This window comes from Nocardioides coralli (genome assembly GCF_019880385.1).
GTDB classification, from domain to species: Bacteria; Actinomycetota; Actinomycetes; order Propionibacteriales; family Nocardioidaceae; genus Nocardioides; species Nocardioides coralli.
Window position 1 is genome coordinate 524,632 of sequence record NZ_CP082273.1, and the last position, 22,315, is coordinate 546,946.

Genomic DNA, 22,315 nt, shown 5'->3' on the forward strand with positions numbered 1-22,315 from the left:
CCTACGGTGAGCCCCATGACCGACAGGACCGAGATCGTCGTCTGTGCTCCGGTGCGCACCCCGGTCGGGCGCTTCGGCGGAGTCCTCGCCCCGCTCACGGCCGTCGACCTGGCCAGCGCCACCCTGCGCGAGCTGGTGCGGCGTACCGGCCTGGGGGAGGGGGACGTCGACGACGTCGTCCTGGGGCACGCCTACCCCAGTGGCGAGAATCCCGCCATCGGCCGGATCGCGGCCCTCGACGCGGGGCTCGGCACCGGAGTGCCCGGGCTGCAGCTCGACCGGCGCTGCGGGTCCGGCCTGCAGGCGGTGCTGCACGCCGCCGGGCAGGTCGGCAGCGGGATGGCGCGGCTCGTCGTGGCCGGCGGGGTGGAGTCGATGTCGAACGTCGAGCACTACGCCCTCGGCCTGCGCACCGGCGTACGACAGGGCGGGCTGGCACTCGTGGACCGGCTCGACCGGGCGCGGGAGACCGCCGGCGGCCGCGACCACCCGGTCCCCGGCGGCATGCTCGAGACGGCCGAGAACCTGCGGCGCGACTACGGCATCGGCCGCGAGGAGCAGGACGAGCTGGCGCTCCGCAGCCAGCAGCGGGCGGGCGCCGCCCAGGAGGAGGGCCGGTTCGCCGAGGAGCTGGTGCCCCTCACGGTGCCCGGCCACCGCGGTGCCCGCGACACGGTCGTGGACAGGGACGAGCACCCACGCCCCGACACCACGGCCGAGCAGCTGGCGGCGCTCCGGCCCGTGCGGTTGCGGCTCGACCCGGAGTCGACGGTCACCGCCGGCAACGCCAGCGGCCAGAACGACGGCGCGGCAATGTGCGTGGTGACCACCCGCGAGCACGCCGAGCGGCTCGGGCTGCGGCCCCTGCTCGCGCTGCGGGCCTGGGCCCTCGCCGGGGTCGGCCCCGAGGTGATGGGCATCGGCCCGGTCCCGGCCACCGCGGCCGCGCTGGAGCGTGCGGGCCTGACGATGGCCGACCTCGACCTGGTCGAGCTCAACGAGGCCTTCGCCGCGCAGGTGCTGGCGTGCCTGCGGGAGTGGCACCTGGACGGGACCGACGAGCGGCTCAACCCCAACGGCTCCGGCATCTCGCTGGGCCACCCGGTCGGTGCGACCGGTGCGCGGATCCTCGCAACCCTGGCCCACGAGCTCCACCGACGCGAAGGCCGCTACGCCCTCGAGACGATGTGCATCGGCGGCGGCCAGGGCCTGGCCGCGGTCTTCGAGCGCGTGGCCTGACCTAGATCCAGCGGCTGAACCAGATCCGGTCGAGCCAGTCGGCGTGGGTCAGCAGCTCGTTGGTCCAGATCGGCCAGAACCACACGAAGTTCACCAGCACCAGCAGGAAGAACGAGCCCGCCACCACGACCCCCGCCGTACGCCGGGGACCGGGCGAGCGTGCCGTGCCGACCAGCTGCGCCATCACCAGCGTCGAGGCGATCACCAGGAACGGCAGCGTCATCACGGCGTAGAAGAAGAAGATCGGCCGGTCGTCGTTGGCGAGCCACGGCAGCCAGGTGATCGCGGTGCCGACCACCGGGACCCCGAAGCGCCAGTCGCGTCGCCCCACCCACAGTGCGGCGGACGCGAGCAGGGCCAGGCACGAGCCCCACCACAGCGCGGGTGTCCCGATCAGCAGCACCTGCCGCAGGCAGTCGGACCCCTCCGGCGCGTCGCACCCCTGCTTGCCGGGCTGGATGTCGGTCTCCGCGTTGACGCCCACGCCCTTGTTGACCAGCAGCCAGCCCAGGGGGAGGGACTCGTAGCTGTGGTCGGAGTCGTCGAGGAAGTGGGTGTGGAAGACGTAGACGTCGCGGTGGTAGTAGGCCAGCGACCGCAGCGACTGCACCACCTCGCCCACCCCGGAGGCGTCGGGCTCGTCGCGCGTGGGCCACGGTTCGCCGCCGTCGTGCTGGGTGTACTGGGTGTCCGACAGCGCCCGCTCGTACTCCTCAGCGTTGACCAGCCAGCCGGTCCACGTCGCCACGTAGACGACGAACCCGACCAGCACCAGGTGGACGAACGCCGGCACGCCGTCCACCACCGCCGACCGCAGCACCGGCCACCGCACCCCGAACGAGCGGCGGGCGCCGGCGCTCCACAGCCAGCTCAGCACCCCGAACCCGGCCAGGACGTAGAGCGCGACCCACTTGCTGCCGACGGCGAGGCCGAAGCAGACACCGCCGGTCAGCAGCCACGGCCGCCACAGCAGGCCCCGCACCGGCCCCCAGCCGCTGCCGATCCCGTCAGGGACCAGCCCCGCCAGTCGTCGGCGGAACCAGTCGCGGTCGGCGACGACGCAGTGCACCGCGCACAGGGTGAAGAAGGCGACGAAGATGTCGAGCAGCGCGAGCCGCGACAGCACGAAGTGCAGGCCGTCGAAGGTGAGGAGAAGGCCCGCCACACAGCCCCACAGGGTCGAGCCCGTCAGCCTGCGCACGAGACGGACCATGACCAGCACCATCAGGCAGCCCACCACGAGCGACGGCACCCGCCAGGCCGCCGGGCCCAGGCCCAGCAGCAGCTCGCCGAGACCGATCAGCCACTTGCCGACCTCGGGGTGGACGATCATCGACGGCTCGTCGCGCCAGAGGCCGGTGGTGTCACCCGTGAGGATCCGCCGGTTCGCGTCGTCGACGTACTCCAGGACGTAGCCGTGGTTGACCAGCGACCAGCCGTCCTTGGCGTAGTAGGTCTCGTCGAAGGCGAACTCGTCGGGCGTGCCGAGGTCGCGCAGCCGCAGCAGCAGCGCCAGGAGCGCCACCGCGATCGCGGCACTCCACGACAGCAGCCGGTCCTCCTCGGGCGGGTGAGCCACGGCGCGGTCGCGCGCGAGGGGTACGTCGCGCCCGCCGGCCGTCCGCGAGAGGCCGGTGAGGGGCCGCTCGGCGGTGGGCGCGCTCATGGTCGGAACTCTAGGCGGGCCACCGCGACCCTGCTGCGATGATCGGGCCATGACCGGCACGCTCGTCCTGGCAGCGACCCCCATCGGCCGGGTCGAGGACGCACCGCCCCGGCTGGCGGCCGAGCTGCGCGACGCCGACGTCGTGGCGGCCGAGGACACCCGCCGGCTGCGCCGCCTCTGCCGTGACCTGGCCGTGGAGCCCGCAGGCCGCGTCGTCTCCTACTTCGAGGGCAACGAGGCAGCCCGCACGCCGGCCCTCGTCGAGTCGCTGCTCGGCGGCGAGCGCGTGCTGCTGGTGACCGACGCCGGGATGCCGAGCGTCTCCGACCCGGGCTACCGGCTGGTGGCTGCCGCGGTCGCGGCCGGGGTGGACGTCACGGCCGTGCCCGGCCCCTCGGCCGTGCTGACCGCGCTCGCCGTCTCGGGGCTGCCCGTCGACCGGTTCTGCTTCGAGGGGTTCCTGCCCCGCAAGGCCGGCGAGCGAGCCCGGCGCCTGGCGGGGCTGGCGAGCGAGGAGCGGACGCTGGTCTTCTTCGAGGCGCCCCACCGGACCGAGGCAGCGCTGGCCGCACTCGCGGAGGCCTTCGGCGGCGACCGGTCGGCCGCGGTGTGCCGCGAGCTGACCAAGACCCACGAGGAGGTACGCCGGGGGCCGCTGGCGGAGCTGGTGACGTGGGCCGCGGCCGGCGTGCGGGGCGAGGTCACCATCGTGGTCACCGGTGCCGATCCCACCGCCTCGGCCCCCACCGACCCCGCGGGCTACCGCGAGGCGGTGGCCGAGCGCGAGGCTGCGGGCACCCCCCGCAAGGAGGCGATCCTCGAGGTCGCCCGCGCCGCCGGCGTACCCAAGCGCGAGGTCTACGACGCGGTCCACCGACCCTCCTAGGCTGACCGGCATGACGGACGGACCGACCCGGCAGCGCGCCGCGCATGAGGAGCGGTCCGGTGCGCGCCGGGACCGGGAGCGCCCCCCGGCCCCGGAGCCGCTCCCGCACCCGGTGGTCGACAACCACTGCCACCTCGACATCGCCGACGGCGACTGGCTCCCCCTCGCGGAGGCCATCGCAGCCGCCCGCGCCGTCAACGTCGGGCGGATCGTGCAGATCGGGTGTGACCTGCCGGGCGCCCGCTGGGCGGTCGAGGCGGCCGCCGGGCACGACGAGCTGGTCGCCGGGGTCGGGCTGCACCCCAACGAGGCGCCGCGGCTGGCCGCTGCCGGCGAGCTCGACGCAGCGCTGGCCGAGGTCGAGCGGCTCGCGCTGACCCACGACAAGGTCCGCGCGGTGGGGGAGACCGGCCTCGACCACTTCCGCACCGGCGAGGACGGCCGGGCGGCGCAGGAGGAGAGCTTCCGGCGGCACATCGACCTCGCCAAGCGGCTCGAGAAGACGCTGGTGATCCACGACCGCGACGCCCACGACGACGTGCTGCGCGTCATCGACAGCGAGGGCCCACCCGAGCGCTGGGTGATGCACTGCTTCTCCGGCGACGCCGAGCTCGCCCGGCAGTGCCTCGACCGGGGCGCCCACCTCAGCTTCGCCGGCACCGTCACCTTCAAGAACGCCCAGCCGCTGCGCAACGCGCTCGTGGTCACCCCCGCCGACCGGCTCCTCGTTGAGACCGACGCCCCCTACCTCACCCCGGTGCCGTTCCGAGGCCGGCCCAACGCCTCCTACCTGGTGCCCCACACGGTGCGGGCGATGGCGGAGGTCCGCGGTGACGACCTCGCCGAGCTGTGTGCGGCCATCGACGCCGCCACCGAGACCGCCTTCGGCGGTGCCTGGTAGCGCGTGGCGCGCGTCACGGCCGGTGGACGAGGGTTTGGCATAACCACCGGGCCTCGTTATCGTTTCGTGATTGTTGGCCGGGATCGGGAGGATCTCGACCGGCGCCCGGGCAGGATCCCCACCATCGTCCCGCCCAGCGAAACCCCCGTTCGCGCTCACTCACACCCCTGGTGAGCCCACGTGTGCGTCCGGGACGCGCCGGCACCCGAGGCCCGGGACGAACGACGTACGGAGAAGTGTGCAGCCCCCCAGCTCCATCGCCCGCCTGATCAACAGCAAGGCCGTCCTCGTCGGACTGGTCACCGCCGTCGTCCTGGCCCTCGCCGGGACCACCTACGGCTACAGCACCCTCAGCAAGGACGTCACCCTCTCCCTCGACGGGGAGTCGCAGCAGGTGTCCGCCCTCGGCGGCACCGTCGGCGACGTCCTCGAGTCCGAGGGCATCGAGGTCGGCGAGCACGACCAGGTCGCCCCCAGCCTCGACGAGGAGGTCTCCGACGGCGACGCGATCAGCGTCCGCTTCGGCCGGCCGCTGACGCTCGAGGTCGACGGCGAGTCCACGACCCACTGGGTGACCTCGACCGACGTCGCCGGTGCCCTCTCCGAGATCGGCCGCCGCTTCGCCGGCGCGTCCCTCTCGGTCTCGCGAGGCGGCAGCATCGACCGCGACGGCATGACCCTCGAGGTCGTCACCGAGAAGAAGCTCAAGGTCAAGATCGCGGACAAGAAGGTCGTCACCCGCAAGGTGGCCGCCCTCAACGCCCGCGACGCCTTGAAGCAGCTCGGCGTCGAGATCGACAAGCACGACAAGATCAGCCCCCGGCCGAAGCAGGAGCTGGAGAACGGCGACAAGATCGTCTTCACCGACTTCCGCGTGGTCACCAAGCGGATCAAGCGTGAGGCCGTCGAGCACGCCACCGTCGAGCGCGAGGACTCCTCGATGTTCGAGGGCGAGACGAAGGTCGTCCGGGCCGGCCAGGACGGCGCCCGCGACGTCACCTACCGGATCACCTACCGCAACGGCGAGATCGTCGCCCGCAAGGTGCTGCGCGCGAAGGTCCTCGACGCCCCCGTCGAGGAGGTCGTGCGGGTCGGCACCAAGGAGGAGCCGACCGCCAACTTCGCCTCCGGCAGCTCCGTGTGGGACCGGCTCGCGCAGTGCGAGTCCGGCGGCAACTGGGCCATCAACACCGGCAACGGCTACTACGGCGGCCTCCAGTTCAACATCGACACCTGGCGTGCCTACGGCGGCACCGGCTACCCGCACCAGCAGTCGCGGGAGACGCAGATCGCCGTCGCCACCCGACTGCGTGACGCCAACGGCGGCTACGGGGCCTGGCCGCACTGCTCGCAGCAGCTCGGTCTGCCGCAGTGACCTCCTGACGAGGCCACTAGCCTTCTCCGCATGACGTCTTCCGCCGGCCCGAGGCTCCTCGGGCCGGCGGAAGTGCGTTCGCTGGCCGCCGAGCTCGACCTGCGCCCCACCAAGCAGCGCGGTCAGAACTTCGTGATCGACCCCAACACGGTGCGCCGCATCGTCCGTGACTCCGCCATCACCGGTGACGACGTCGTCGTCGAGGTGGGTCCCGGGCTGGGGTCCCTGACGCTGGCGCTGCTCGAGGTCGCGGCCCGGGTGGTGGCGATCGAGGTGGACCCCGTCCTCGCGTCCCGGCTGCCGGCGACGGTGGCGGAGTACGCCCCCGAGCGGGTCGACCGCTTCGAGCTCGTGCTGGCCGACGCGATGCGCGTCGACGACGTACCCGGGCCACCGCCGACGGCGCTCGTGGCCAACCTGCCCTACAACGTGTCGGTGCCGGTGCTCCTCCACCTGCTGGCGCTGCTGCCGTCGCTGCAGCACGGACTGGTGATGGTGCAGTCGGAGGTGGCCGACCGGCTGGCCGCCGCGCCCGGGTCGCGCACCTACGGGGTGCCGTCGGTGAAGGCCGCCTGGTACGCCGACGTACGCCGCGCGGGTGCGATCGGCCGCACCGTCTTCTGGCCCGCCCCCAACGTCGACTCCGGGCTGGTCGCGTGGACGCGCCGCGAGCCGCCCACGACCGCGGTGTCCCGCGAGCGGGTGTTCGCGGTCGTCGACGCAGCCTTCGCCCAGCGTCGCAAGGCGTTGCGGGGCGCGCTCCGCGGCGTCGCCGGCTCGGGCGAGGCCGCGACCGCGGCCCTCGAACGGGCCGGCATCGACCCGCTGGCGCGGGGCGAGTCGCTGACGATCGAGGACTTCGTGCGGATCGCCGAGGCCCTGTCGTGAGCGCCGGGAGGTCCGTGACGGTCCGCGCGCCCGCCAAGATCAACCTCCACCTCGGCGTGGGCGCGCCGCGCGAGGACGGCTTCCACCCGCTGATGACCGTCTACCACGCCATCGGGCTCTACGACGACGTCACCGTGGCCGACGCCGACGACTGGGCGGTGGAGGTCTCGGCCGTCGGTGGCGTCGACGTCTCCGCGGTGCCGCTCGACGACTCCAACCTCGTGGTCCGTGCCGGCCGCGCGCTGGTCGCCCACCACGGGGTCCGGCGCGCCGCGCGGATCCGGGTGCGCAAGGGGATCCCGGTCGCGGGCGGCATGGCCGGCGGGTCGGCCGACGCAGCCGCAGCACTCGTGGCCCTCGACCGGCTGTGGGACCTGGAGACCTCCGACGCCGACCTGTTCGACCTCGCCGCCGGGCTCGGCAGCGACGTCCCCTTCGGGCTGGTGGGCGGCAACGCGCTCGGCACCGGCCGGGGCGAGGTGGTCGAGCAGCTGCCGGGGGCCGACGTGCCGCGCTGGTGGGTCGTGGTGACGGCGCCCGCCGGCCTCTCCACGCCTGCGGTCTACCGCCGCTTCGACGAGCTCTCACCCGACGCCCCCGCCGAGCCGCGGGCGCCGCACCGGCTGGTCGCCTTCCTGTCCGACCCGGCGGACGCTGTCGCACCACTGCTCCACAACGACCTCCAGCCCGCGGCGCTGGACCTGCGACCCGAGCTGGCCGACGTGCTGGCCGCCGGCGAGGCCGCGGGTGCGCTGCGCGGCCTGGTGTCCGGCTCCGGGCCGACGTGCGTGTTCTGGTGCGCCGACGCCGACGCGGCCCGGGCGGTCGCCGGCGTACTCACCGAGGAGCACGGCAGCGACCGCGTCCTCGTGGCCACCGGAGCGGTCGCGGGCGCCCACGTGGTGGAGTACGACCGATGAGCGCCGCCCCCAACCTCCTCAACCTCGAGCGGGTGTCGAAGGCCTACGGCATCCGACCGCTGCTCACCGAGGTGTCGCTCGGTGTCGCGGCCGGGGAGCGGATCGGCATCGTCGGCCGCAACGGCGGCGGCAAGACCACGCTGCTGGAGGTGATGACCGGGCAGGAGCCGCCCGACAGCGGCCGGGTCTCGCAGGCGCGGGGGCTGCAGGTCGGCTACCTCCACCAGGGCGACGCGCTCTCGGACAGCCACACGGTGCGCGAGGCGGTCCTTGCCGGCAAGGCCGACCACGAGTGGGCCGCCGACCCGCGCACGCGCGAGGTCGTGGAGGAGCTGCTCGCCGGTGTCGAGCTCGACCGCGCCGTGGTCGGCCTCTCCGGTGGTGAGCGCCGGCGCTGCTCGCTGGCCGCACTGCTGCTCGACCACCACGACCTGATCGTGCTCGACGAACCGACCAACCACCTCGACGTCGAGGCCGTCGCGTGGCTTGCCGGACACCTGGCCGACCGGCCCTCGGCGCTCGTGGTCGTGACCCATGACCGCTGGTTCCTCGACGCGGTCTGCCAGCGGACCTGGGAGGTCCACGACGGCGAGGTCGACAGCTACGAGGGCGGGTACGCCGCCTTCGTGCTCGCCAAGGCCGAGCGGGCACGTCAGGCCGCGGCCACGGAGGAGCGCCGGCAGAACCTGGTCCGCAAGGAGCTGGCGTGGCTGCGGCGCGGTGCCCCGGCTCGCACCTCCAAACCGAAGTTCCGCATCGACGCCGCCACCGCCCTCATCGCCGACGAGCCGCCGCCGCGCGACCGGATGGAGCTGCAGCGGTTCGCCGCCCAACGGCTCGGCAAGGACGTCGTCGACCTCGAGGACGTCGACCTCCGGCGCGGCGACCGCACGCTGCTCTCCCACGCCACGTGGCGGCTCGGGCCGGGGGACCGGGTGGGCCTGGTGGGGGTCAACGGAGCCGGCAAGACCACGGTGCTCCAGCTGCTCGCCGGCACCCTCGCGCCCGACGTGGGGAAGGTGCGGCACGGGCGCACCGTCAGCCTGCAGCACCTCGGCCAGCAGCTTGACGACCTCGACCCCGAGGCGCGCGTGCTGGCGACGGTGGAGTCGGTCAAGCGGGTGACCCGGACCGCTGACGGGTCCGACATCACCGCCACGGCGATGCTCGAACGGTTCGGCTTCACCGGCGACCGGCTCACCGCCCGGCTCGGCGACCTCTCCGGTGGCGAGCGGCGGCGGTTCCAGCTGCTGCGGCTGCTGCTCACCGAGCCCAACGTGCTGCTGCTCGACGAGCCGACCAACGACCTCGACATCGAGACGCTGACCGTCCTCGAGGACTTCCTCGACGGCTGGCCCGGCACCCTCGTCGTCGTCTCCCACGACCGCTACTTCCTGGAGCGGGTCACCGACAGCACCTGGGCGCTGCTCGGCGACGGCCAGATCTCGATGCTCCCCCGCGGCGTCGACGAGTACCTCGAGCACCGCCGAATCACCCTTCGCCGAGCCGTCACTCCAGCTGGTTCAGACCCCGCCGAGCCGTCACTTCAGCAGGTTGAGGAGGGCGCCGGCCGTCACTCCGGCCGGCCCAAGGTCGGCAGCGCCGAGGAGCGCGAGGCTCGCAAGACGCTGGCCCGCGTCGACAAGCAGCTCGCGCGGCTTGCCGAGCGCGAGGCCGAGGTGTCGGCACAGGTCGAGGCGGCCGGCCAGGACTACGAGCGACTGGCCGAGCTCGGCGGCGTACTCCGCGAGCTGCAGGACGAGCGTGACGCGCTGGAGCTGGAGTGGTTGGAGGCCGCAGAGCTCGTGGAGTGACGGCTCGGCGGGTTGCGAACCAGCTGGAGTGACGGCTCGGCGGGGATTGAACCAGCTGGAGTGACGGGTCAGCTGAAGGGGGCGAGCAGGGTGCGGAGCAGGTCGGCGAGGCGGGCGCGGTCGCGGTCGGAGAGGTCGGCGAGCAGCTCGGCCTCGGCCGTCAGCAGCTCCTCGAACGCCGCGTCGACGGTGGCCAGGCCCTCGTCGGTGAGTCGCACGATGACGCCGCGCCGGTCGCCGGGATCCGGGTAGCGCTCGACCAGGCCACGACCGGCGAGCCGGTCGATCCTGTTGGTCATCGTGCCGCTGGTCACCAGCGTCTCGCGGAGCAGCCGGCCGGGGGAGAGCTCGTAGGGCTCACCGGCGCGCCGCAGCGCGGCCAGGACGTCGAACTCCCACGACTCGATGCCGTGCTCGGTGAAGGCGCCGCGCCGGGCGCGGTCGAGGTGGTGGGCCAGCCGCGAGATCCGGCTGAAGACCGCGACGGGAGCCAGGTCGAGGTCGGCGCGCTCACGCGCCCAGGCCTCCGTCAGGTCGTCGACCTCGTCCCTCATGGGCAGCAGGGTACCCCTTGTCAAGAATCTTGATATCAAGATACTGTGGCCGGCATGCACACGCCGCACACCTGGGACCCCGACCGCTACCTGGCGTACGCCGACGAGCGCGGTCGACCGTTCGTGGAGCTGGTGGCGCGGGTCGGTGCGGAGGCACCGGCCGACGTGGTCGACCTCGGCTGCGGCCCCGGCACGCTCACACGGCTGCTCGCCGAGCGCTGGCCCGCAGCCCGGGTACGCGGTGTCGACGCCAGTGCCGAGATGATCGAGGCCGCCGGCCGCGAGGTGCCCGAGCTCGCGTGGGAGCAGGCCGACCTTCGCGACTGGATCGACCGCGGCGAGCAGGTCGACGTCCTGCTCTCGAACGCGACGCTGCAGTGGCTGCCCGACCACCTCGACCTGCTGCCGCGCCTGGTCGCGGCCGTGCGGCCGGAGGGGTGGCTCGCCTTCCAGGTGCCCGGGAACTTCGACCAGCCCAGCCACACCATCCGCGCCGAGCTCGCCGCGCAGGAGCCGTACGCCGAGCACACCCGCGGCGTGGCGGTGCCGGCCAGCCACGAGCCGGCCGACTATTTCGCCGCGCTCACGGCCGCGGGATGCGACGTGGATGTCTGGGAGACGACGTACCTCCACGTGCTGCGCGGGGAGGACCCGGTCTTCACCTGGGTGTCCGGCACGGGTGCCCGGCCGACGCTCCAGGCGCTGCCCGACGGGCTCCGGCAGGACTTCGAGGCCGACTATCGGGCCCGGTTGCGGGCGGCGTACCCCGACCGCGGCGACGGCGTGGTGCTGCCGTTCCGTCGGATCTTCGCGGTCGGGCGGCGGACGGCGTGAGGCTCCACCACGTGCAGGTCGCCATCCCGGCCGGGGGCGAGGGCGAGGCGCGCCGCTTCTGGGTCGACGCGCTCGGCATGACCGAGGTCGACAAGCCGAGCGAGCTGCGGGCGCGGGGCGGACTGTGGGTGAGAGGGGGCGCGGCCGAGGTGCACCTCGGGGTTGAGGAGCCGTTCCAGCCGGCCCGCAAGGCCCACCCGGCCCTGCTCCTCGAGAGCGTCGCGGAGCTGGAGGACGTGGCGTCGCGGCTCCAGCAGGCGGGCTTCGAGGTCGACCACACGCAGCGCGAGTCCTTCCCGGGGCACGTGCGCGTGCACGCCTTCGACGGTCACGGCAACCGGGTGGAGCTGCTGGCGACCGGCCCCTGACTCAGCGCCCGCGCAGGCGCGCGAGCAGCCCGGGTCGCTGCTCGGTCTCGTGGCCGGGGCAACGCTGGTCGCGCGGCACGCCGGCCATCACCTGGTCGACGTGCATCCCGCAGCCCTTCCAGGTCTGCTTGCCGCACGTGTGGCAGACGGCGGGTCGGCACATGGTGTCTCCTTCTCGTGGCGGACGGGTCAGGTGAGGGCGGGGGCGGCCTGCCAGGCGGTGGTCACGGCGACGGCCAGGAGCAGCGCGGCGAATCCGCGCTGCAGGGCCCGGGCCGGGAGCCGTGCGGCCACCTGAGTGCCGGCAACGGCCGCCACGAGGGCGGCGGCGGTCACGGTCAGTGACGGGCCCCACGGGACCGTGGCGTCGCCGGCGAGCCGCGTGGCCAGCGCGATGGCCGAGGTCACGGCGATGACGAGCAGCGAGGTCCCGGCGGCGGTCCGCAGGTCGAGCCCGAGGGCGAGGACCAGGGCGGGGACGACGAGGAAGCCGCCGCCGACGCCGAGGAACCCGGTCAGCAGGCCGACGACCGTGGCCGCCACGGCGATCTTGAGGGCGCGAGGGCAGTCGCAGCGCAACGGGTTGAAGGACAGGACGGGCCCGCGGGTAGAGGGCTCCGGGCGACGCCCGAGGAGCATCGCGGCCGCGGCGACGACGAGAAGCACCGCGAAGGCAAGGAGCAGCACGGCCTCGGCGACGCGCCCGGACAGGGCGGCACCCGCCACGGTGCCGGCGGCCGCCGCCGCCGCGAAGAGCAGGCCGCGGTCGACCGCCACAGCGCCCCGGCGTCGGGAAGCGACCGCGGCCACCGCGGCGGTGACGCCGACGACGACCAGCGAGCCACTGGTCGCCTCGTAGGCGCCGAGGCCCAGCCCCAGCACCAGGACGGGTACGGCGAGCACCGACCCGCCCGCACCCAGGACGCCGAGCAGCAACCCGATCAGGATGCCGCCGGCGACGGCGACCGCGAGGTCCATCAGGCCGTGGTCGCCAGCGGCGTGGCGGCGACCTCGTCGTACATGTCGTCGACCACGACCAGCTCCTGACGGCCCGCGGCCGCGAGGAACGACGCCGCGATCGAGGCGCGGTAGCCACTGGCACAGTGCACCCACACCTCGCCGGCGGGCACGTCGGCCACGCGGTCCGGCAGCTCGTGGATCGGGACGTTGACGGCGCCCTCGATGTGGCTCTCGTCGTACTCCGCGGCCCGGCGTACGTCGAGCACGACGACGCGCCGGTGGTGCCGGACGTCCGCGAGGTCGCCGAAGGTCGCCCGCGGAAGGCTGGCGGGCTTGTCGTCGCTCCAGTCCTCCGGACCACCCGTGGCGGCTGCCTCGGGACGGTCGATGCCGATGCGGACCAGCTCGCGCTGCGCCTCGGCGACCTGCTCGGTCGACTCGCCGAGGAGCGTCAGCGGGGTGCCCCAGCGGATCATCCAGCCCAGGTAGGTGACGAAGGAGCCGTCCAGCCCGAAGTTGAGGGTCCCCGGCGCATGGCCGGCGGCGAACGCCACCCGGTTGCGCAGGTCCACGACCCACTCCCCGGCCTCGATCCGGCGTCGCAGCTCGGCCTTGTCCGCCGACTCGGGCAGGCTGAGGTCGGGGGCGTCCGGGCCGGCGAGGTTCCCGGGTGCCATCCGGGCGTAGTAGGCCGGCCACACGTCGAGCCCCGCGAGGGTCGCGCGCACCCAGGTGTCGACGTCCTGGTTGAGCACCGGGTTCTGCTCCCGCTCGCGGCCGATGGTGGACTCGTCCTGCTGCTCGCCGGCTCCGCCGGAGGCGCAGAACGAGCCGAACCCGTGGGTGGGCCAGACCTCGGCCTCGTCCGGGAGCTCCGCGGCGAGGCGGTGGGCGGAGGCGTGCTGCAGGTGCACGAGCTCGTCGGTGTGCTCCTCACCGAGGAGGTCCGGACGTCCCGTGGCGCCGTAGAGCAGCGAGCCGCCGGTGAAGACGCCGACCTGACGGTCGCCGTCGGAGAGTGCGAACGAGAGATGGGTGAAGGTGTGGCCGGGCGTGTGGATGGCCCGCACCCGGATCCGCTCGCCCGCTTCCACCACGTCCCCGGGCCGGATGGGGGAGCGCTCGAACTCGACCGGGTCGTCCGCGCCGACGTGGTAGGTGGCGCCGGTCCGCTCGGCTAGGGCCAGCCCGCCGGTGAGGTAGTCGTTGTGGACGTGGGTCTCGAGCACGTGCAGCAGCCGCAGGTCGTGCTCGGCCAGCAGGTCGAGCACCCGGTCGATGTCGCGCTGGGGGTCGACGACCACGGCGACGGCGCCGTCGTGCACGACGTAGCTGCGGTCACCCAGGCTGGGGGTCTCCAGCGTCAGGACCTGCAGGGGCGACATCAGGCACCTCCCTCGACGGGGCGGCCCGACTCGATCCAGGCACGGGTCCCGCCCCGGACGTTGTGGGCGTCGTAGCCCTCGGCCGCCAGCAGGTCGACCATCGCGCTGCTGCGGTTGCCCGAGTCGCAGATCAGGTAGACCGGACGCTCGCGGTCGATCTCGGTCTTGCGGGACGCCACCTGGCCCATCGGGATCGACCGCGCGCCGGGGACGTGCGCGGTGGCGTACTCCTCGCGCTCGCGGACGTCGATGACCACACCTCCCTCGTCGAGGACGTCGGACAGCTGGTCGATCGTCACGGTCTGCATCCGGACACACTCCTTGGAATACCTGAGGGGGTATGTGCGTTGGCGACCTTAACACCCCCTGGGGTACCGTCCCACACCAGTCGACAGAGAGGGAGTCATGGCCACGATAGAGCTGGTCGCCGACAACTTCGAGAGCACCATCACCGACAACGACATCGTCCTGGTGGACTTCTGGGCGAGCTGGTGCGGCCCGTGCCGGCAGTTCGCGCCGGTCTACGAGGAGGCCTCGGAGCGCCACGACGACGTGGTGTTCGGGTCGATCAACACCGAGGAGCAGCAGGGGCTCGCGGCCGCGGCCCAGATCACCTCGATCCCCACCCTGATGGCCTTCCGTGAGGGCGTGCTCGTCTTCGCCCAGCCGGGTGCGCTCCCGGCTCCGGCCCTCGAGGAGCTGATCACCGCCGTCAAGGGTCTCGACATGGAGGACGTCCACCGGCAGGTGGCGGCCCAGCGCGAGGAGAGCTGAGATGGAGCTGCGACCGGAGGAGATGGGCTCGGTCATCAACCGCATCAAGCGGGCCCAGGGCCAGCTCGGCGGCGTGCTGCGGATGCTCGAGGAGGGCCGCGAGTGCGAGGACGTCGTGATGCAGCTGGCCGCGGTCTCGCGCGCCCTCGACCGCGCCGGCTTCGCCATCGTCGCCACGGGCCTGCGCCAGTGCCTCACCGAGGGCGAGGACGACGAGGGACTCGACGTCGCGCGGATGGAGAAGCTGTTCCTCTCCCTGGCGTGACCGGAGCCACGGCGCAGCTGGTTACCAGCCGGTAGCCTCCCGGCATGCCCTCCGTGCTGAGCCTCTGGCGGACCACCACCCGGTTGCCGCGTGGCGACCGGCTCTTCTCGTTCGTCTTCGCCCGCAAGGCGCCGTATTTCGCGAGCATCGCGCCGCGGTTCACCGTGGTCGAGCCGAACCGGGCCGAGCTGGTCGTCCGCGACCGGCGCCGGGTCCACAACCACATCGGCACCGTGCACGCGATCGCCCTGTGCAACGGCCTGGAGGCGGCGATGGGCGCGCTGGCCGAGGTGACTATCCCGCCCGGCAAGCGGTGGATCCCGAAGGGCATGACCGTCGCCTACACCGCCAAGGCGACCACCGACATCACCTGCATCGCCGAGACCGATCCCGAGCAGTGGAGCTCCGACGACCCGGACCTGCCGGTGCGCGTGCGTGGGGTCCGGGACGACGGCGAGGTGGTCATCGAGGGCGAGATCCGGCTCTGGGTCACCCCGCGGCAGGGCTGAGGCCCGCGCCGGTCAGGCGCTCGCGCCGCCGGCCATGTTGCCCACCCCCGAGACCGCCAGCGGCTCCTTCTCTCCCACGAAGCGCTTCTGCACCCATGTGGCCAGGGCCGTGAGGACCAGGTTGGCCCCGATGTAGAACGCGGCCACGACCATCACCGTCGGGATCTGGTTGCCGAACTGCAGATAGATCGCCTCGCCGACCTGGGTGAGGCCGGGCGCGGCCACCGCGAAGCCGAGGCTGGTGTCCTTGAGGGCGACCACCATCTGGCTGATGATCGCCGGCAGCATGATCTTCACGGCCTGCGGCAGCAGGATCTGCATCATCACCTGCGACTTGCGCATGCCGATGGCGTACGCCGCCTCCGACTGTCCCCTCGGCACGGCCTGGATCCCCGCCCGGAAGACCTCGGCCAGCACCGACCCGTTGTAGAGGGTCAGCGCGAAGACCACGCTCCAGTAGGCGCCGCTGGCGCCACGGTCGATGCCGTAGGAGAAGAAGATCAGAATCATCAGCAGCAGCACCGGGACGGCGCGGAAGAACTCCACCACCGCCCAGCACGGCCACCGGACGACGCCGTGGTCGGAGAGCTTGCCGATCCCGAAGACCAGCCCGAAGACCACGGCGAACAGCACGGACAGGGCAGCCATCTGCAGGGTGGTGAGCAGCCCGTCGAGGAGCAGCGCCTCGACGTAGCGCGGCGTCACCAGCGGCTCCCACTTGGCCTCGGTGAACTGGTTCTCGGCCCAGAGCCGCCAGAGCATGAAGGCGAGCAGTCCCGCCAGGCCCACCAGGACGAGGACGCTGTAGAGCCGGTGCCGGGCCTCGGCCTTGGGCCCGGGGGCGTCGAAGAGGACGCTGGCCTGGGTGCTCATCGGGCCACCCCCCAGCGCCGCTCGAAGCGGTTGGCGACGAAGGACACGATCTCCACCAGCACGACGAAGAACAGCGCGAAGGTGATGAAGATGCCGACCCGTTCACCGGGGAAGTTGTTGGTGAAGCCCCGCACCCGGAAGAGCGCCTCGGCCACACCGAAGACTCCGGCGACGGTGGTGTTCTTGAGCAGGGCGATCTGCACGCTGGCCAGTGGCGGCACCGAGGCGCGGAAGGCCTGGGGGAGCACCACCTGCTGCATGACGCCGCCGAAGGACAGTCCGACGGCGCGCGCCGCCTCGGCCTGGCCGAGCGGGACGGCGTTGATGCCGGAGCGGATCGCCTCGGACACGAAGGTGGAGGTGTAGATCGTCAGGGCGGCGATGGCGGCGGCGAAGAAGTTGTTCATCCGCAGGTCGCCCCACACGATGTCCACGAAGTTGAAGTTGATGCCGATCTTGGGGCCGGCGAAGCGGAAGAAGATGAAGATGATCAGCAACGGGGTGTTGCGGATCAGGGTGACGTAGACCGAGACCGCCCGGCGCAGGATGGGGATCGGGCCGACGCGGAGCGCCACCAGGAAGGTTCCGAGCAGCAGGGACAGGACACCCGAGATCAGGAACAGGGCCACGGTGTGGGCGAACGCCCACAGCACGAGGTCGAGGTTGTCGAGGACGACGGACACAGTTGGTCTCTCCTGGTCATCGGGGTGGCGGGGTGGCCGCGGACGGCCACCCCGCCGTCACGACTGCGGGATCAGGACTGGCAGTCGTCCAGCTCCGGCGGCTCCGGGGTCTCGACGTCCTCGCCGCCGAGGGTGGTCTCGAAGGCCTCGGCCCACGAGCCGTCCTCGAAGGCCTCCTCGAGCACGCCGTTGATCCACTCGCACATCTCCGGGGCTTCCTGCGGGTAGCCGACGCCGATGCGCTCCTCGGAGAACTCCTCGCCGACGACCTTGAGCTCGCCCTCGTTCTGGGCAGCCAGGCCCAGCAGGATGGCGCCGTCGGTCGACATCGCCGGGACGCTGCCGTTGAGCACGTCGTCGGCGCAGGCGGAGTAGGTGTCAGCCGGGGCCGGCACCGCGCCCTGCTCCTCGACCCGCTCGATCGAGGTGGATCCGCTCACCGAGCAGACCTCCTCGCCCTGCAGGTCCTCGATCGACTCCACGTCGCTGTCGGCGGGCACCAGGATCTGCTGACCCGTGATGAAGTAGGGCCCGGTCTGCCCGACGATCTCGCGGCGCTCGTCGGTGATGGAGTACGACGCGAGCACCATGTCGACGCGGCCCTGCTGGAGGAAGGGCTCGCGGTTGTCGGAGATCGTCTCCTCCCAGGTGACGTTGTCACTGCTGGGATCGATGCACAGGTCGGCGACGAGGATCTTGGCGATCTCGATGTCGAACCCGGACGGCACGTCCGCAGCGGCGTCCTTGAAGCCCAGGCCCGGCTGGTCGTACTTCACACCGACCGTGACCTCGCCGGACTCGGCGAGCTCGGCCATCTTGGTGCCGTCGTCGAACTTGTCGGCGCAGTCCTCCTCGGCCGCGACCTCGCGGCCCTCGCCCTCCTCGCCGGCCTCGCCGCAACCGGCGAGCACCAGCGCGAGGCCGAAGCCCGCTGCCGCCATGCTCCTCTTGACTCGCATCTCTGTTTCCCTTCTCCCTTGCCGTGGTCGGTCAGTGCTTCAGGATCTTTCCGAGGAAGTCCTTGGCCCGGTCGGACTGGGGGTTGGTGAAGAACTCCTCCGGGGTGTTCTCCTCGACGATCGCGCCGTCGGACATGAAGAGGACCCGGTCCGCAGCGGTGCGGGCGAATCCCATCTCATGGGTGACGACGACCATGGTCATGCCCTGCTGGGCGAGGTCGACCATGACGTCGAGGACCTCCTTGATCATCTCGGGGTCGAGGGCCGAGGTGGGCTCGTCGAAGAGCATCACCTTGGGGTCCATGGCCAGGGCGCGGGCGATCGCCACGCGCTGCTGCTGACCGCCCGAGAGCTGGGCTGGGTACTTGGCGGCCTGGTGCCCGACGCCGACGCGGTCGAGCAGCTCCTGGGCGCGCTTGTCGGCCTCGTCCTTCTTCTTGCCGCGGACCTTGATCGGCCCGAGCGTGACGTTCTCGAGGATGGTCTTGTGGGCGAAGAGGTTGAAGCTCTGGAACACCATGCCGACCTCGGCGCGCAGCGCGGCGAGGCCCTTGCCCTCCTCGGGCAGCGGCTGGCCGTCGAGGGTGATCGACCCCTGCTGGATGGTCTCGAGCCGGTTGATGGCCCGGCACAGCGTGGACTTGCCGGACCCCGACGGTCCGATGACGACGATGACCTCGCCGCGTTGGATGCTGACGTTGATGTCCTGGAGGACGTGCAGGTCCCCGAACCACTTGTTCACCCCGTCGAGGACGACGAGTGGCTCCCCCTGGCCAGTGCTTCCGGGCTGCTGCTCCTGCACCGTCATGTACGTGAACCTAGGGCATTTCACGGTCACGGGCCACGCGTGCACCCCGTGTGCGCCGTGATGGTGACGCTTCTGTGATGTTCGGGCGGTGCTCCGGGACGGGTGTTCCCGGTGCACCACGCAGGTCCGCGAGGTTGCTCAGACCCGGTCGACCGGTCCACCACCGGCGAGCCACGCCGCACAGTCCGGACCGAGCTCGCGCAGCGCCCGCTCCTCGTACTCCGCAACGTCGTCGGCGGTCAGCGTGTCGGCCCAGCGGCCGTTGGTGCCGCGGTTGATGAACACCTGCGCCCCACCGTCGAAGATGGCGCCCCCGAGCGGAACGCTGCGATCGCCGTGCCGCTTCATCCAGTCGAACGTGCAGTACTCGACGACCCGGCCCCAGTCGGCCTCGTCGACGTGCAGGTCGAGGAAGTCCGCGATCCGGCGCATCTGGCCCTCCATGTCCCGTTTGAGGTCGGCGAAGTGGAGGAAGAGCACGTTGGGCAGGTGGCGTACGGACCACCAGCTGCGGACGTGCTCCCAGAACGGCCAGAACGGGTGGCCGTCGCGGTCCATCCAGTCCCGCCAGTACTTCCGGACGTCGTCCGGCGGCGGCTCGATGGGTGGGCCCACGCGACCCGGGGTGTCGTTGAGGACCTCGTACCAGAGGGCGTTGGCGTTGCGATGGTGGTTGTACATGCTCCAGACCACGTCCCGGCCGTCCCGGCCGATGTACAGGTACTTCGCCCGCGGCGAGAACACCAGGGCGTCCAGCGGCAGGTGGGTCTTGAGGAACCGTCGGTGCCGCTGGGCCTCCACCTCGGGCAGCTTGACCTCCTTGGGCGGAACGCGCAGGTCCAGCCACGGTGACATCGTGGCGACCTCGAGCTCGGGCTCGGGACCGAACATCAGCTGGCCCACGATCTGCTGGGTCCACGTCGTGCCGGACTTGGCGTAGGTCGAGATCACCACGTCGTCGTCCCGGAACCGGAAGTCGTTCCAGATGGTCGAGTCGAAGTGGTGGTTGTGCAGCTCCCTGGTCTTGTTCGGCAGCGTGCCGAGCAGCTCTGTCATCGCCTTCTCCTCACGTCGGGCCGGGCCTCTGCCCGGCACCTCCGAGCGTGGGTCCGGCGCCGGGAACTGCCCAGCCACAACGGCTGGAACACTGCTGGAACAGCACCCGGTGCGGCAGCATGGGTCCGTGACCGGCGAGGACGGCTTCGGCGATCGGTTGCGGGCCCTGCGCGAGGCCGCCGGGCTCACCCAGGAGGAGCTGGCCACGCGGGCAGGGCTCAGCGCCAAGGCGGTGAGCCTGCTCGAGCGTGGGGAGCGGACCCGGCCCTACGCCCACACGGTGACGTCCCTGGCCGAGGCGCTGGGTCTGTCGGAGGAGCAGCGGACGGCGTTGCGCGCGGCGGCGCGCGGGGCCGCCGCGACTGACACGTCCCCGACGTGGCCGGTTCCGCCGACCCCCCTCGTCGGCCGGGACCGGGAGCTGCACGCGCTGACCGAGCTGCTGGGCGATCCCGATACCCGGCTGGTCACCCTGACCGGACCAGGCGGTGTGGGCAAGACCCGGCTCGCCCTGGGGTTGCTGTCGCAGCTGGCGCCCGCCTTCCCCGCCGGTGCGGTCTTCGTGCCGTTGGCCCCGGTCGCCTCGCCCGACCTCGTGCTCCCGACGCTGGTGCGGGCTCTCGGGCTCAGGGAGGCGGGGGGTGAGCGTGCGGAGCTGCTCCGACGGCACCTGGCAGGCCGTCGCCTGCTGCTGGTGCTCGACAACGTCGAGCACCTGCTCCCCGCCGCCGCGGACCTGGCCCCGCTGCTGACGCTGCCCGAGGGACCCGTGCTGCTCGTGACCAGCCGGGCACCGCTGCGGCTGCGTGGCGAGCGTGAGGTGCCCGTCCAGCCGCTGTGGTCTCCCGAGACCGATCGGCCGTCCGCCGAGGCCGTGCTGGGGTCTCCGGCCGGCCGCGTGTTCGCCGAGCGGGCCCGCGACGTGTCCCCGACCTTCGACGTGACGGAGGCGAACGCCGCCGAGGTGGCGGCGATCTGCCGGCGGCTCTCCGGGGTGCCGCTGGCGCTGGAGATCGTCGCGGCCCGGATCCGGTTCCTAGGGCCCGGTCAGCTCCTGGCCCGGCTCGACGACGCCTTGCAGCAGGAGGGAGCGCGGGACCTGCCCGAGCGCCATCGCACGCTGGGCCGAACCCTGGACTGGAGCCACGACCTGCTGGAGGAGCCGGACCGGGTGCTGCTCGCCCGGCTGTCGGTTCTCGCCGGCGACTTCGACCTCGATGCTGCCGAGGCCGTCGGCGGCGACCTCGGCGACCGCGACGTGACCACCGCGCTCGGGCACCTCGTGGACCACTCTCTCGTGGTGGCCGAGGCCGACACGGGTGGGACGACTGTCCGGTACCGGATGCTCGAGCCGGTGCGCCAGTACGCCGCCCGCCGGCTCGCCGACCACCGTGACCCGGATGCGGTGCGGCTCGCGCACGCGACGTACTTCCTCGGGATGGCCGAGCGGGCCCAGCCGCTGCTCGAGGGCGCCGAGCAGGTCACGGTGCTCGATCGGCTCACGAGCGTGAACGACGATCTCCGGTCTGCCATCGGGTGGACGGTCGGCGCGGGCCGGGCGAGCTGGGCGGTGCGCTTCGGCTGGGCGCTCCGCATCTTCTGGTTGATGCGCGATCGTCGGGAGGAGGGCCGGGTGCTGCTCGAGCCCGCGGTGGACGCGCCGGAGCTCTCCCGTCGCGACCGGGCGATGCTGCTCCACGTGCTGGCCTTCTGCCGCTACGGCTTCGCGGGCCCGCATCGCCGGCTGGCGGAGGAGAGCCTGGCCCTGTTCCGCGACGTCGGGGACACGCGCGGTGAGGAGTACGCCCTCGGCATGCTCGGGTTCGCGCTGCTCGCCGAGGGCGCGACCGAGGAGGCCCGGTCCGTGCTGGAGCAGGCTCTGGCCCTGAGCCGGGCCCGGGGTGACGACGCGAACTCCGCTCACCTGCTCAACCACCTCGCGGTGGTGCCGCTCCGGCAGGGGGACCCGAATTCCGCCGAGGCGCTCGCCCGGCAGGCGCTCAACCTCACCCGCCGGACCGGGGAGCGGCTGGCCCGGCAGACGGCGCTGCAGGTGCTCGGGACTCTCGCCTGGGCTGCCGGCGACGACGACCGGGCGCGTGGCCACTTCCGCGACTCGCTCCAGGTGGCCGTCGAGCTGGCCGACACGGTCAACATCGCCTACTGCCTCCGCGGCATCGCCCTCGCCGATGGCGTGGCGGGCGCGTCGATCACCGCCGCTCGCCTGCTCGGCGCGGCCGACGTCGTCCTCGCTGACGCAGGCGACCCGGTCTTCGCGTGGGTGGTCCGTGAGCTCGACGACGCGGCGGCTTCCGCGGTGCGCGAGGCCGCGTCCCGCGCGCCGTGGCAGGCGGCCTACGAGGAAGGGCGGTCGGCGGAGCTGCTCGACCTCGTGACGCAGCTGCTCGACGACTGAGCCAGTGGCTCAGAACCCGAGGCCGCCACCCCCGTGGTCGTGGTTGCGCTGCCTGATCTCGGTCCAGGCCCGCGCCTCCTCGTAGCCGGCCCCGGACGCGGAGGACGCGGAGCGGTTGCGGCGCGACGGCCGGCGCAGCACGAAGAGCGCCAGGAAGAGGACGGCCGCGATGCCGGCCACGC

25 protein-coding genes are annotated in these 22,315 nt (G+C 72.6%); 13 read left to right on the forward strand and 12 right to left on the reverse strand.

The window, feature by feature from the left end:
• Positions 1 to 15: 15 nt before the first annotated feature.
• Positions 16 to 1,239: an acetyl-CoA C-acetyltransferase gene (locus K6T13_RS02635; RefSeq protein ID WP_222896733.1), complete on the forward strand. Its 1,224-nt coding sequence runs from the start codon at positions 16 to 18 to the stop codon at positions 1,237 to 1,239.
• Position 1,240: 1 nt separating this feature from the next.
• Here the strand turns inward: K6T13_RS02635 and K6T13_RS02640 are convergent, their stop codons facing one another.
• Positions 1,241 to 2,905 (reverse strand): dolichyl-phosphate-mannose--protein mannosyltransferase, encoded by a 1,665-nt coding sequence (locus tag K6T13_RS02640; RefSeq protein ID WP_222896736.1) that lies wholly within the window; start codon positions 2,903 to 2,905, stop codon positions 1,241 to 1,243.
• 49 nt (positions 2,906 to 2,954) lie between these two features.
• Here K6T13_RS02640 and rsmI point away from each other — a divergent pair, with 49 nt between their 5' ends.
• From rsmI to K6T13_RS02670, 6 genes are all read left to right on the forward strand, one after another.
• Complete coding sequence (gene rsmI, locus K6T13_RS02645) at positions 2,955 to 3,791, forward strand: 16S rRNA (cytidine(1402)-2'-O)-methyltransferase (protein ID WP_222896743.1); 837 nt, start codon at positions 2,955 to 2,957, stop codon at positions 3,789 to 3,791.
• A gap of 10 nt (positions 3,792 to 3,801) precedes the next feature.
• Positions 3,802 to 4,692: a TatD family hydrolase gene (locus tag K6T13_RS02650; RefSeq protein WP_222896746.1), complete on the forward strand. Its 891-nt coding sequence runs from the start codon at positions 3,802 to 3,804 to the stop codon at positions 4,690 to 4,692.
• A 238-nt stretch (positions 4,693 to 4,930) separates the two neighbouring features.
• Positions 4,931 to 6,067, forward strand: a complete 1,137-nt coding sequence (locus tag K6T13_RS17555; RefSeq protein ID WP_222896749.1) for a resuscitation-promoting factor — start codon at positions 4,931 to 4,933, stop codon at positions 6,065 to 6,067.
• A gap of 30 nt (positions 6,068 to 6,097) precedes the next feature.
• Complete coding sequence (gene rsmA / locus K6T13_RS02660; protein WP_222896752.1) at positions 6,098 to 6,955, forward strand: 16S rRNA (adenine(1518)-N(6)/adenine(1519)-N(6))-dimethyltransferase RsmA; 858 nt, start codon at positions 6,098 to 6,100, stop codon at positions 6,953 to 6,955.
• Positions 6,952 to 7,875: a 4-(cytidine 5'-diphospho)-2-C-methyl-D-erythritol kinase gene (locus K6T13_RS02665; protein WP_222896755.1), complete on the forward strand. Its 924-nt coding sequence runs from the start codon at positions 6,952 to 6,954 to the stop codon at positions 7,873 to 7,875. Before rsmA ends, K6T13_RS02665 begins: the two co-directional genes overlap by 4 nt.
• A complete protein-coding gene (locus K6T13_RS02670) occupies positions 7,872 to 9,689 on the forward strand; it encodes an ABC-F family ATP-binding cassette domain-containing protein (RefSeq protein WP_222896759.1) in 1,818 nt (605 codons plus the stop codon). The genes K6T13_RS02665 and K6T13_RS02670 overlap by 4 nt, the downstream gene beginning before the upstream one ends.
• Before the next feature lie 68 nt (positions 9,690 to 9,757).
• On the opposite strand, the gene K6T13_RS02675 is transcribed toward K6T13_RS02670, so the two are convergent.
• On the reverse strand, positions 9,758 to 10,243 hold the full coding sequence (locus K6T13_RS02675) for a MarR family winged helix-turn-helix transcriptional regulator (RefSeq protein WP_222896761.1): 486 nt from the start codon (positions 10,241 to 10,243) through the stop codon (positions 9,758 to 9,760).
• Positions 10,244 to 10,297: 54 nt separating this feature from the next.
• On the opposite strand from K6T13_RS02675, the gene K6T13_RS02680 reads away from it, so the two are divergent.
• Positions 10,298 to 11,077 carry a methyltransferase domain-containing protein gene (locus K6T13_RS02680; RefSeq protein WP_222896765.1) on the forward strand — a complete coding sequence of 260 codons (780 nt, stop codon included), beginning with the start codon at positions 10,298 to 10,300 and terminating at the stop codon, positions 11,075 to 11,077.
• Positions 11,074 to 11,445, forward strand: a complete 372-nt coding sequence (locus K6T13_RS02685; protein WP_222896767.1) for a VOC family protein — start codon at positions 11,074 to 11,076, stop codon at positions 11,443 to 11,445. The genes K6T13_RS02680 and K6T13_RS02685 overlap by 4 nt, the downstream gene beginning before the upstream one ends.
• A 1-nt stretch (position 11,446) precedes the next feature.
• On the opposite strand, the gene K6T13_RS02690 is transcribed toward K6T13_RS02685, so the two are convergent.
• Genes K6T13_RS02690 through K6T13_RS02705 form a run of 4 tightly spaced genes read right to left on the reverse strand, consistent with a single transcriptional unit; the run spans position 11,447 to position 14,098 of the window.
• Positions 11,447 to 11,608 (reverse strand): hypothetical protein, encoded by a 162-nt coding sequence (locus K6T13_RS02690; protein ID WP_222896771.1) that lies wholly within the window; start codon positions 11,606 to 11,608, stop codon positions 11,447 to 11,449.
• 26 nt (positions 11,609 to 11,634) lie between these two features.
• A complete protein-coding gene (locus K6T13_RS02695; protein ID WP_222896776.1) occupies positions 11,635 to 12,423 on the reverse strand; it encodes a TSUP family transporter in 789 nt (262 codons plus the stop codon).
• Complete coding sequence (locus K6T13_RS02700; RefSeq protein ID WP_222896777.1) at positions 12,423 to 13,790, reverse strand: MBL fold metallo-hydrolase; 1,368 nt, start codon at positions 13,788 to 13,790, stop codon at positions 12,423 to 12,425. Before K6T13_RS02700 ends, K6T13_RS02695 begins: the two co-directional genes overlap by 1 nt.
• Entirely contained in the window at positions 13,790 to 14,098 is a 309-nt protein-coding gene (locus K6T13_RS02705; protein WP_222896778.1) for a rhodanese-like domain-containing protein, read from the reverse strand. The genes K6T13_RS02700 and K6T13_RS02705 overlap by 1 nt, the downstream gene beginning before the upstream one ends.
• A 97-nt stretch (positions 14,099 to 14,195) precedes the next feature.
• On the opposite strand from K6T13_RS02705, the gene trxA reads away from it, so the two are divergent.
• From trxA to K6T13_RS02720, 3 genes are read left to right on the forward strand one after another with little or no spacing between them, the layout of a single operon-like run.
• Positions 14,196 to 14,564 carry a thioredoxin gene (trxA, locus tag K6T13_RS02710; RefSeq protein ID WP_222896779.1) on the forward strand — a complete coding sequence of 123 codons (369 nt, stop codon included), beginning with the start codon at positions 14,196 to 14,198 and terminating at the stop codon, positions 14,562 to 14,564.
• A 1-nt stretch (position 14,565) separates the two neighbouring features.
• Entirely contained in the window at positions 14,566 to 14,829 is a 264-nt protein-coding gene (locus tag K6T13_RS02715) for a metal-sensitive transcriptional regulator (RefSeq protein WP_222896780.1), read from the forward strand.
• A gap of 44 nt (positions 14,830 to 14,873) precedes the next feature.
• Positions 14,874 to 15,338: a hotdog fold domain-containing protein gene (locus K6T13_RS02720; RefSeq protein WP_222896781.1), complete on the forward strand. Its 465-nt coding sequence runs from the start codon at positions 14,874 to 14,876 to the stop codon at positions 15,336 to 15,338.
• A gap of 12 nt (positions 15,339 to 15,350) precedes the next feature.
• On the opposite strand, the gene K6T13_RS02725 is transcribed toward K6T13_RS02720, so the two are convergent.
• From K6T13_RS02725 to K6T13_RS02745, 5 genes are all read right to left on the reverse strand, one after another.
• The gene (locus tag K6T13_RS02725; protein ID WP_222896782.1) at positions 15,351 to 16,211 is read right to left on the reverse strand and encodes an amino acid ABC transporter permease; all 861 of its coding nucleotides are present in this window, start codon (positions 16,209 to 16,211) and stop codon (positions 15,351 to 15,353) included.
• Complete coding sequence (locus tag K6T13_RS02730) at positions 16,208 to 16,894, reverse strand: amino acid ABC transporter permease (protein ID WP_222896783.1); 687 nt, start codon at positions 16,892 to 16,894, stop codon at positions 16,208 to 16,210. Before K6T13_RS02730 ends, K6T13_RS02725 begins: the two co-directional genes overlap by 4 nt.
• Before the next feature lie 71 nt (positions 16,895 to 16,965).
• Positions 16,966 to 17,853 carry a glutamate ABC transporter substrate-binding protein gene (locus K6T13_RS02735; protein WP_222896784.1) on the reverse strand — a complete coding sequence of 296 codons (888 nt, stop codon included), beginning with the start codon at positions 17,851 to 17,853 and terminating at the stop codon, positions 16,966 to 16,968.
• Positions 17,854 to 17,884: 31 nt separating this feature from the next.
• The gene (locus tag K6T13_RS02740; RefSeq protein WP_222896785.1) at positions 17,885 to 18,661 is read right to left on the reverse strand and encodes an amino acid ABC transporter ATP-binding protein; all 777 of its coding nucleotides are present in this window, start codon (positions 18,659 to 18,661) and stop codon (positions 17,885 to 17,887) included.
• A gap of 138 nt (positions 18,662 to 18,799) precedes the next feature.
• Positions 18,800 to 19,717, reverse strand: a complete 918-nt coding sequence (locus tag K6T13_RS02745) for a sulfotransferase domain-containing protein (protein ID WP_222896786.1) — start codon at positions 19,715 to 19,717, stop codon at positions 18,800 to 18,802.
• A gap of 127 nt (positions 19,718 to 19,844) precedes the next feature.
• On the opposite strand from K6T13_RS02745, the gene K6T13_RS02750 reads away from it, so the two are divergent.
• Positions 19,845 to 22,133 carry an ATP-binding protein gene (locus K6T13_RS02750; RefSeq protein WP_222896787.1) on the forward strand — a complete coding sequence of 763 codons (2,289 nt, stop codon included), beginning with the start codon at positions 19,845 to 19,847 and terminating at the stop codon, positions 22,131 to 22,133.
• 9 nt (positions 22,134 to 22,142) lie between these two features.
• On the opposite strand, the gene K6T13_RS02755 is transcribed toward K6T13_RS02750, so the two are convergent.
• Positions 22,143 to 22,313 (reverse strand): hypothetical protein, encoded by a 171-nt coding sequence (locus K6T13_RS02755; RefSeq protein WP_222896788.1) that lies wholly within the window; start codon positions 22,311 to 22,313, stop codon positions 22,143 to 22,145.
• Between the last annotated feature and the right edge of the window lie 2 nt (positions 22,314 to 22,315).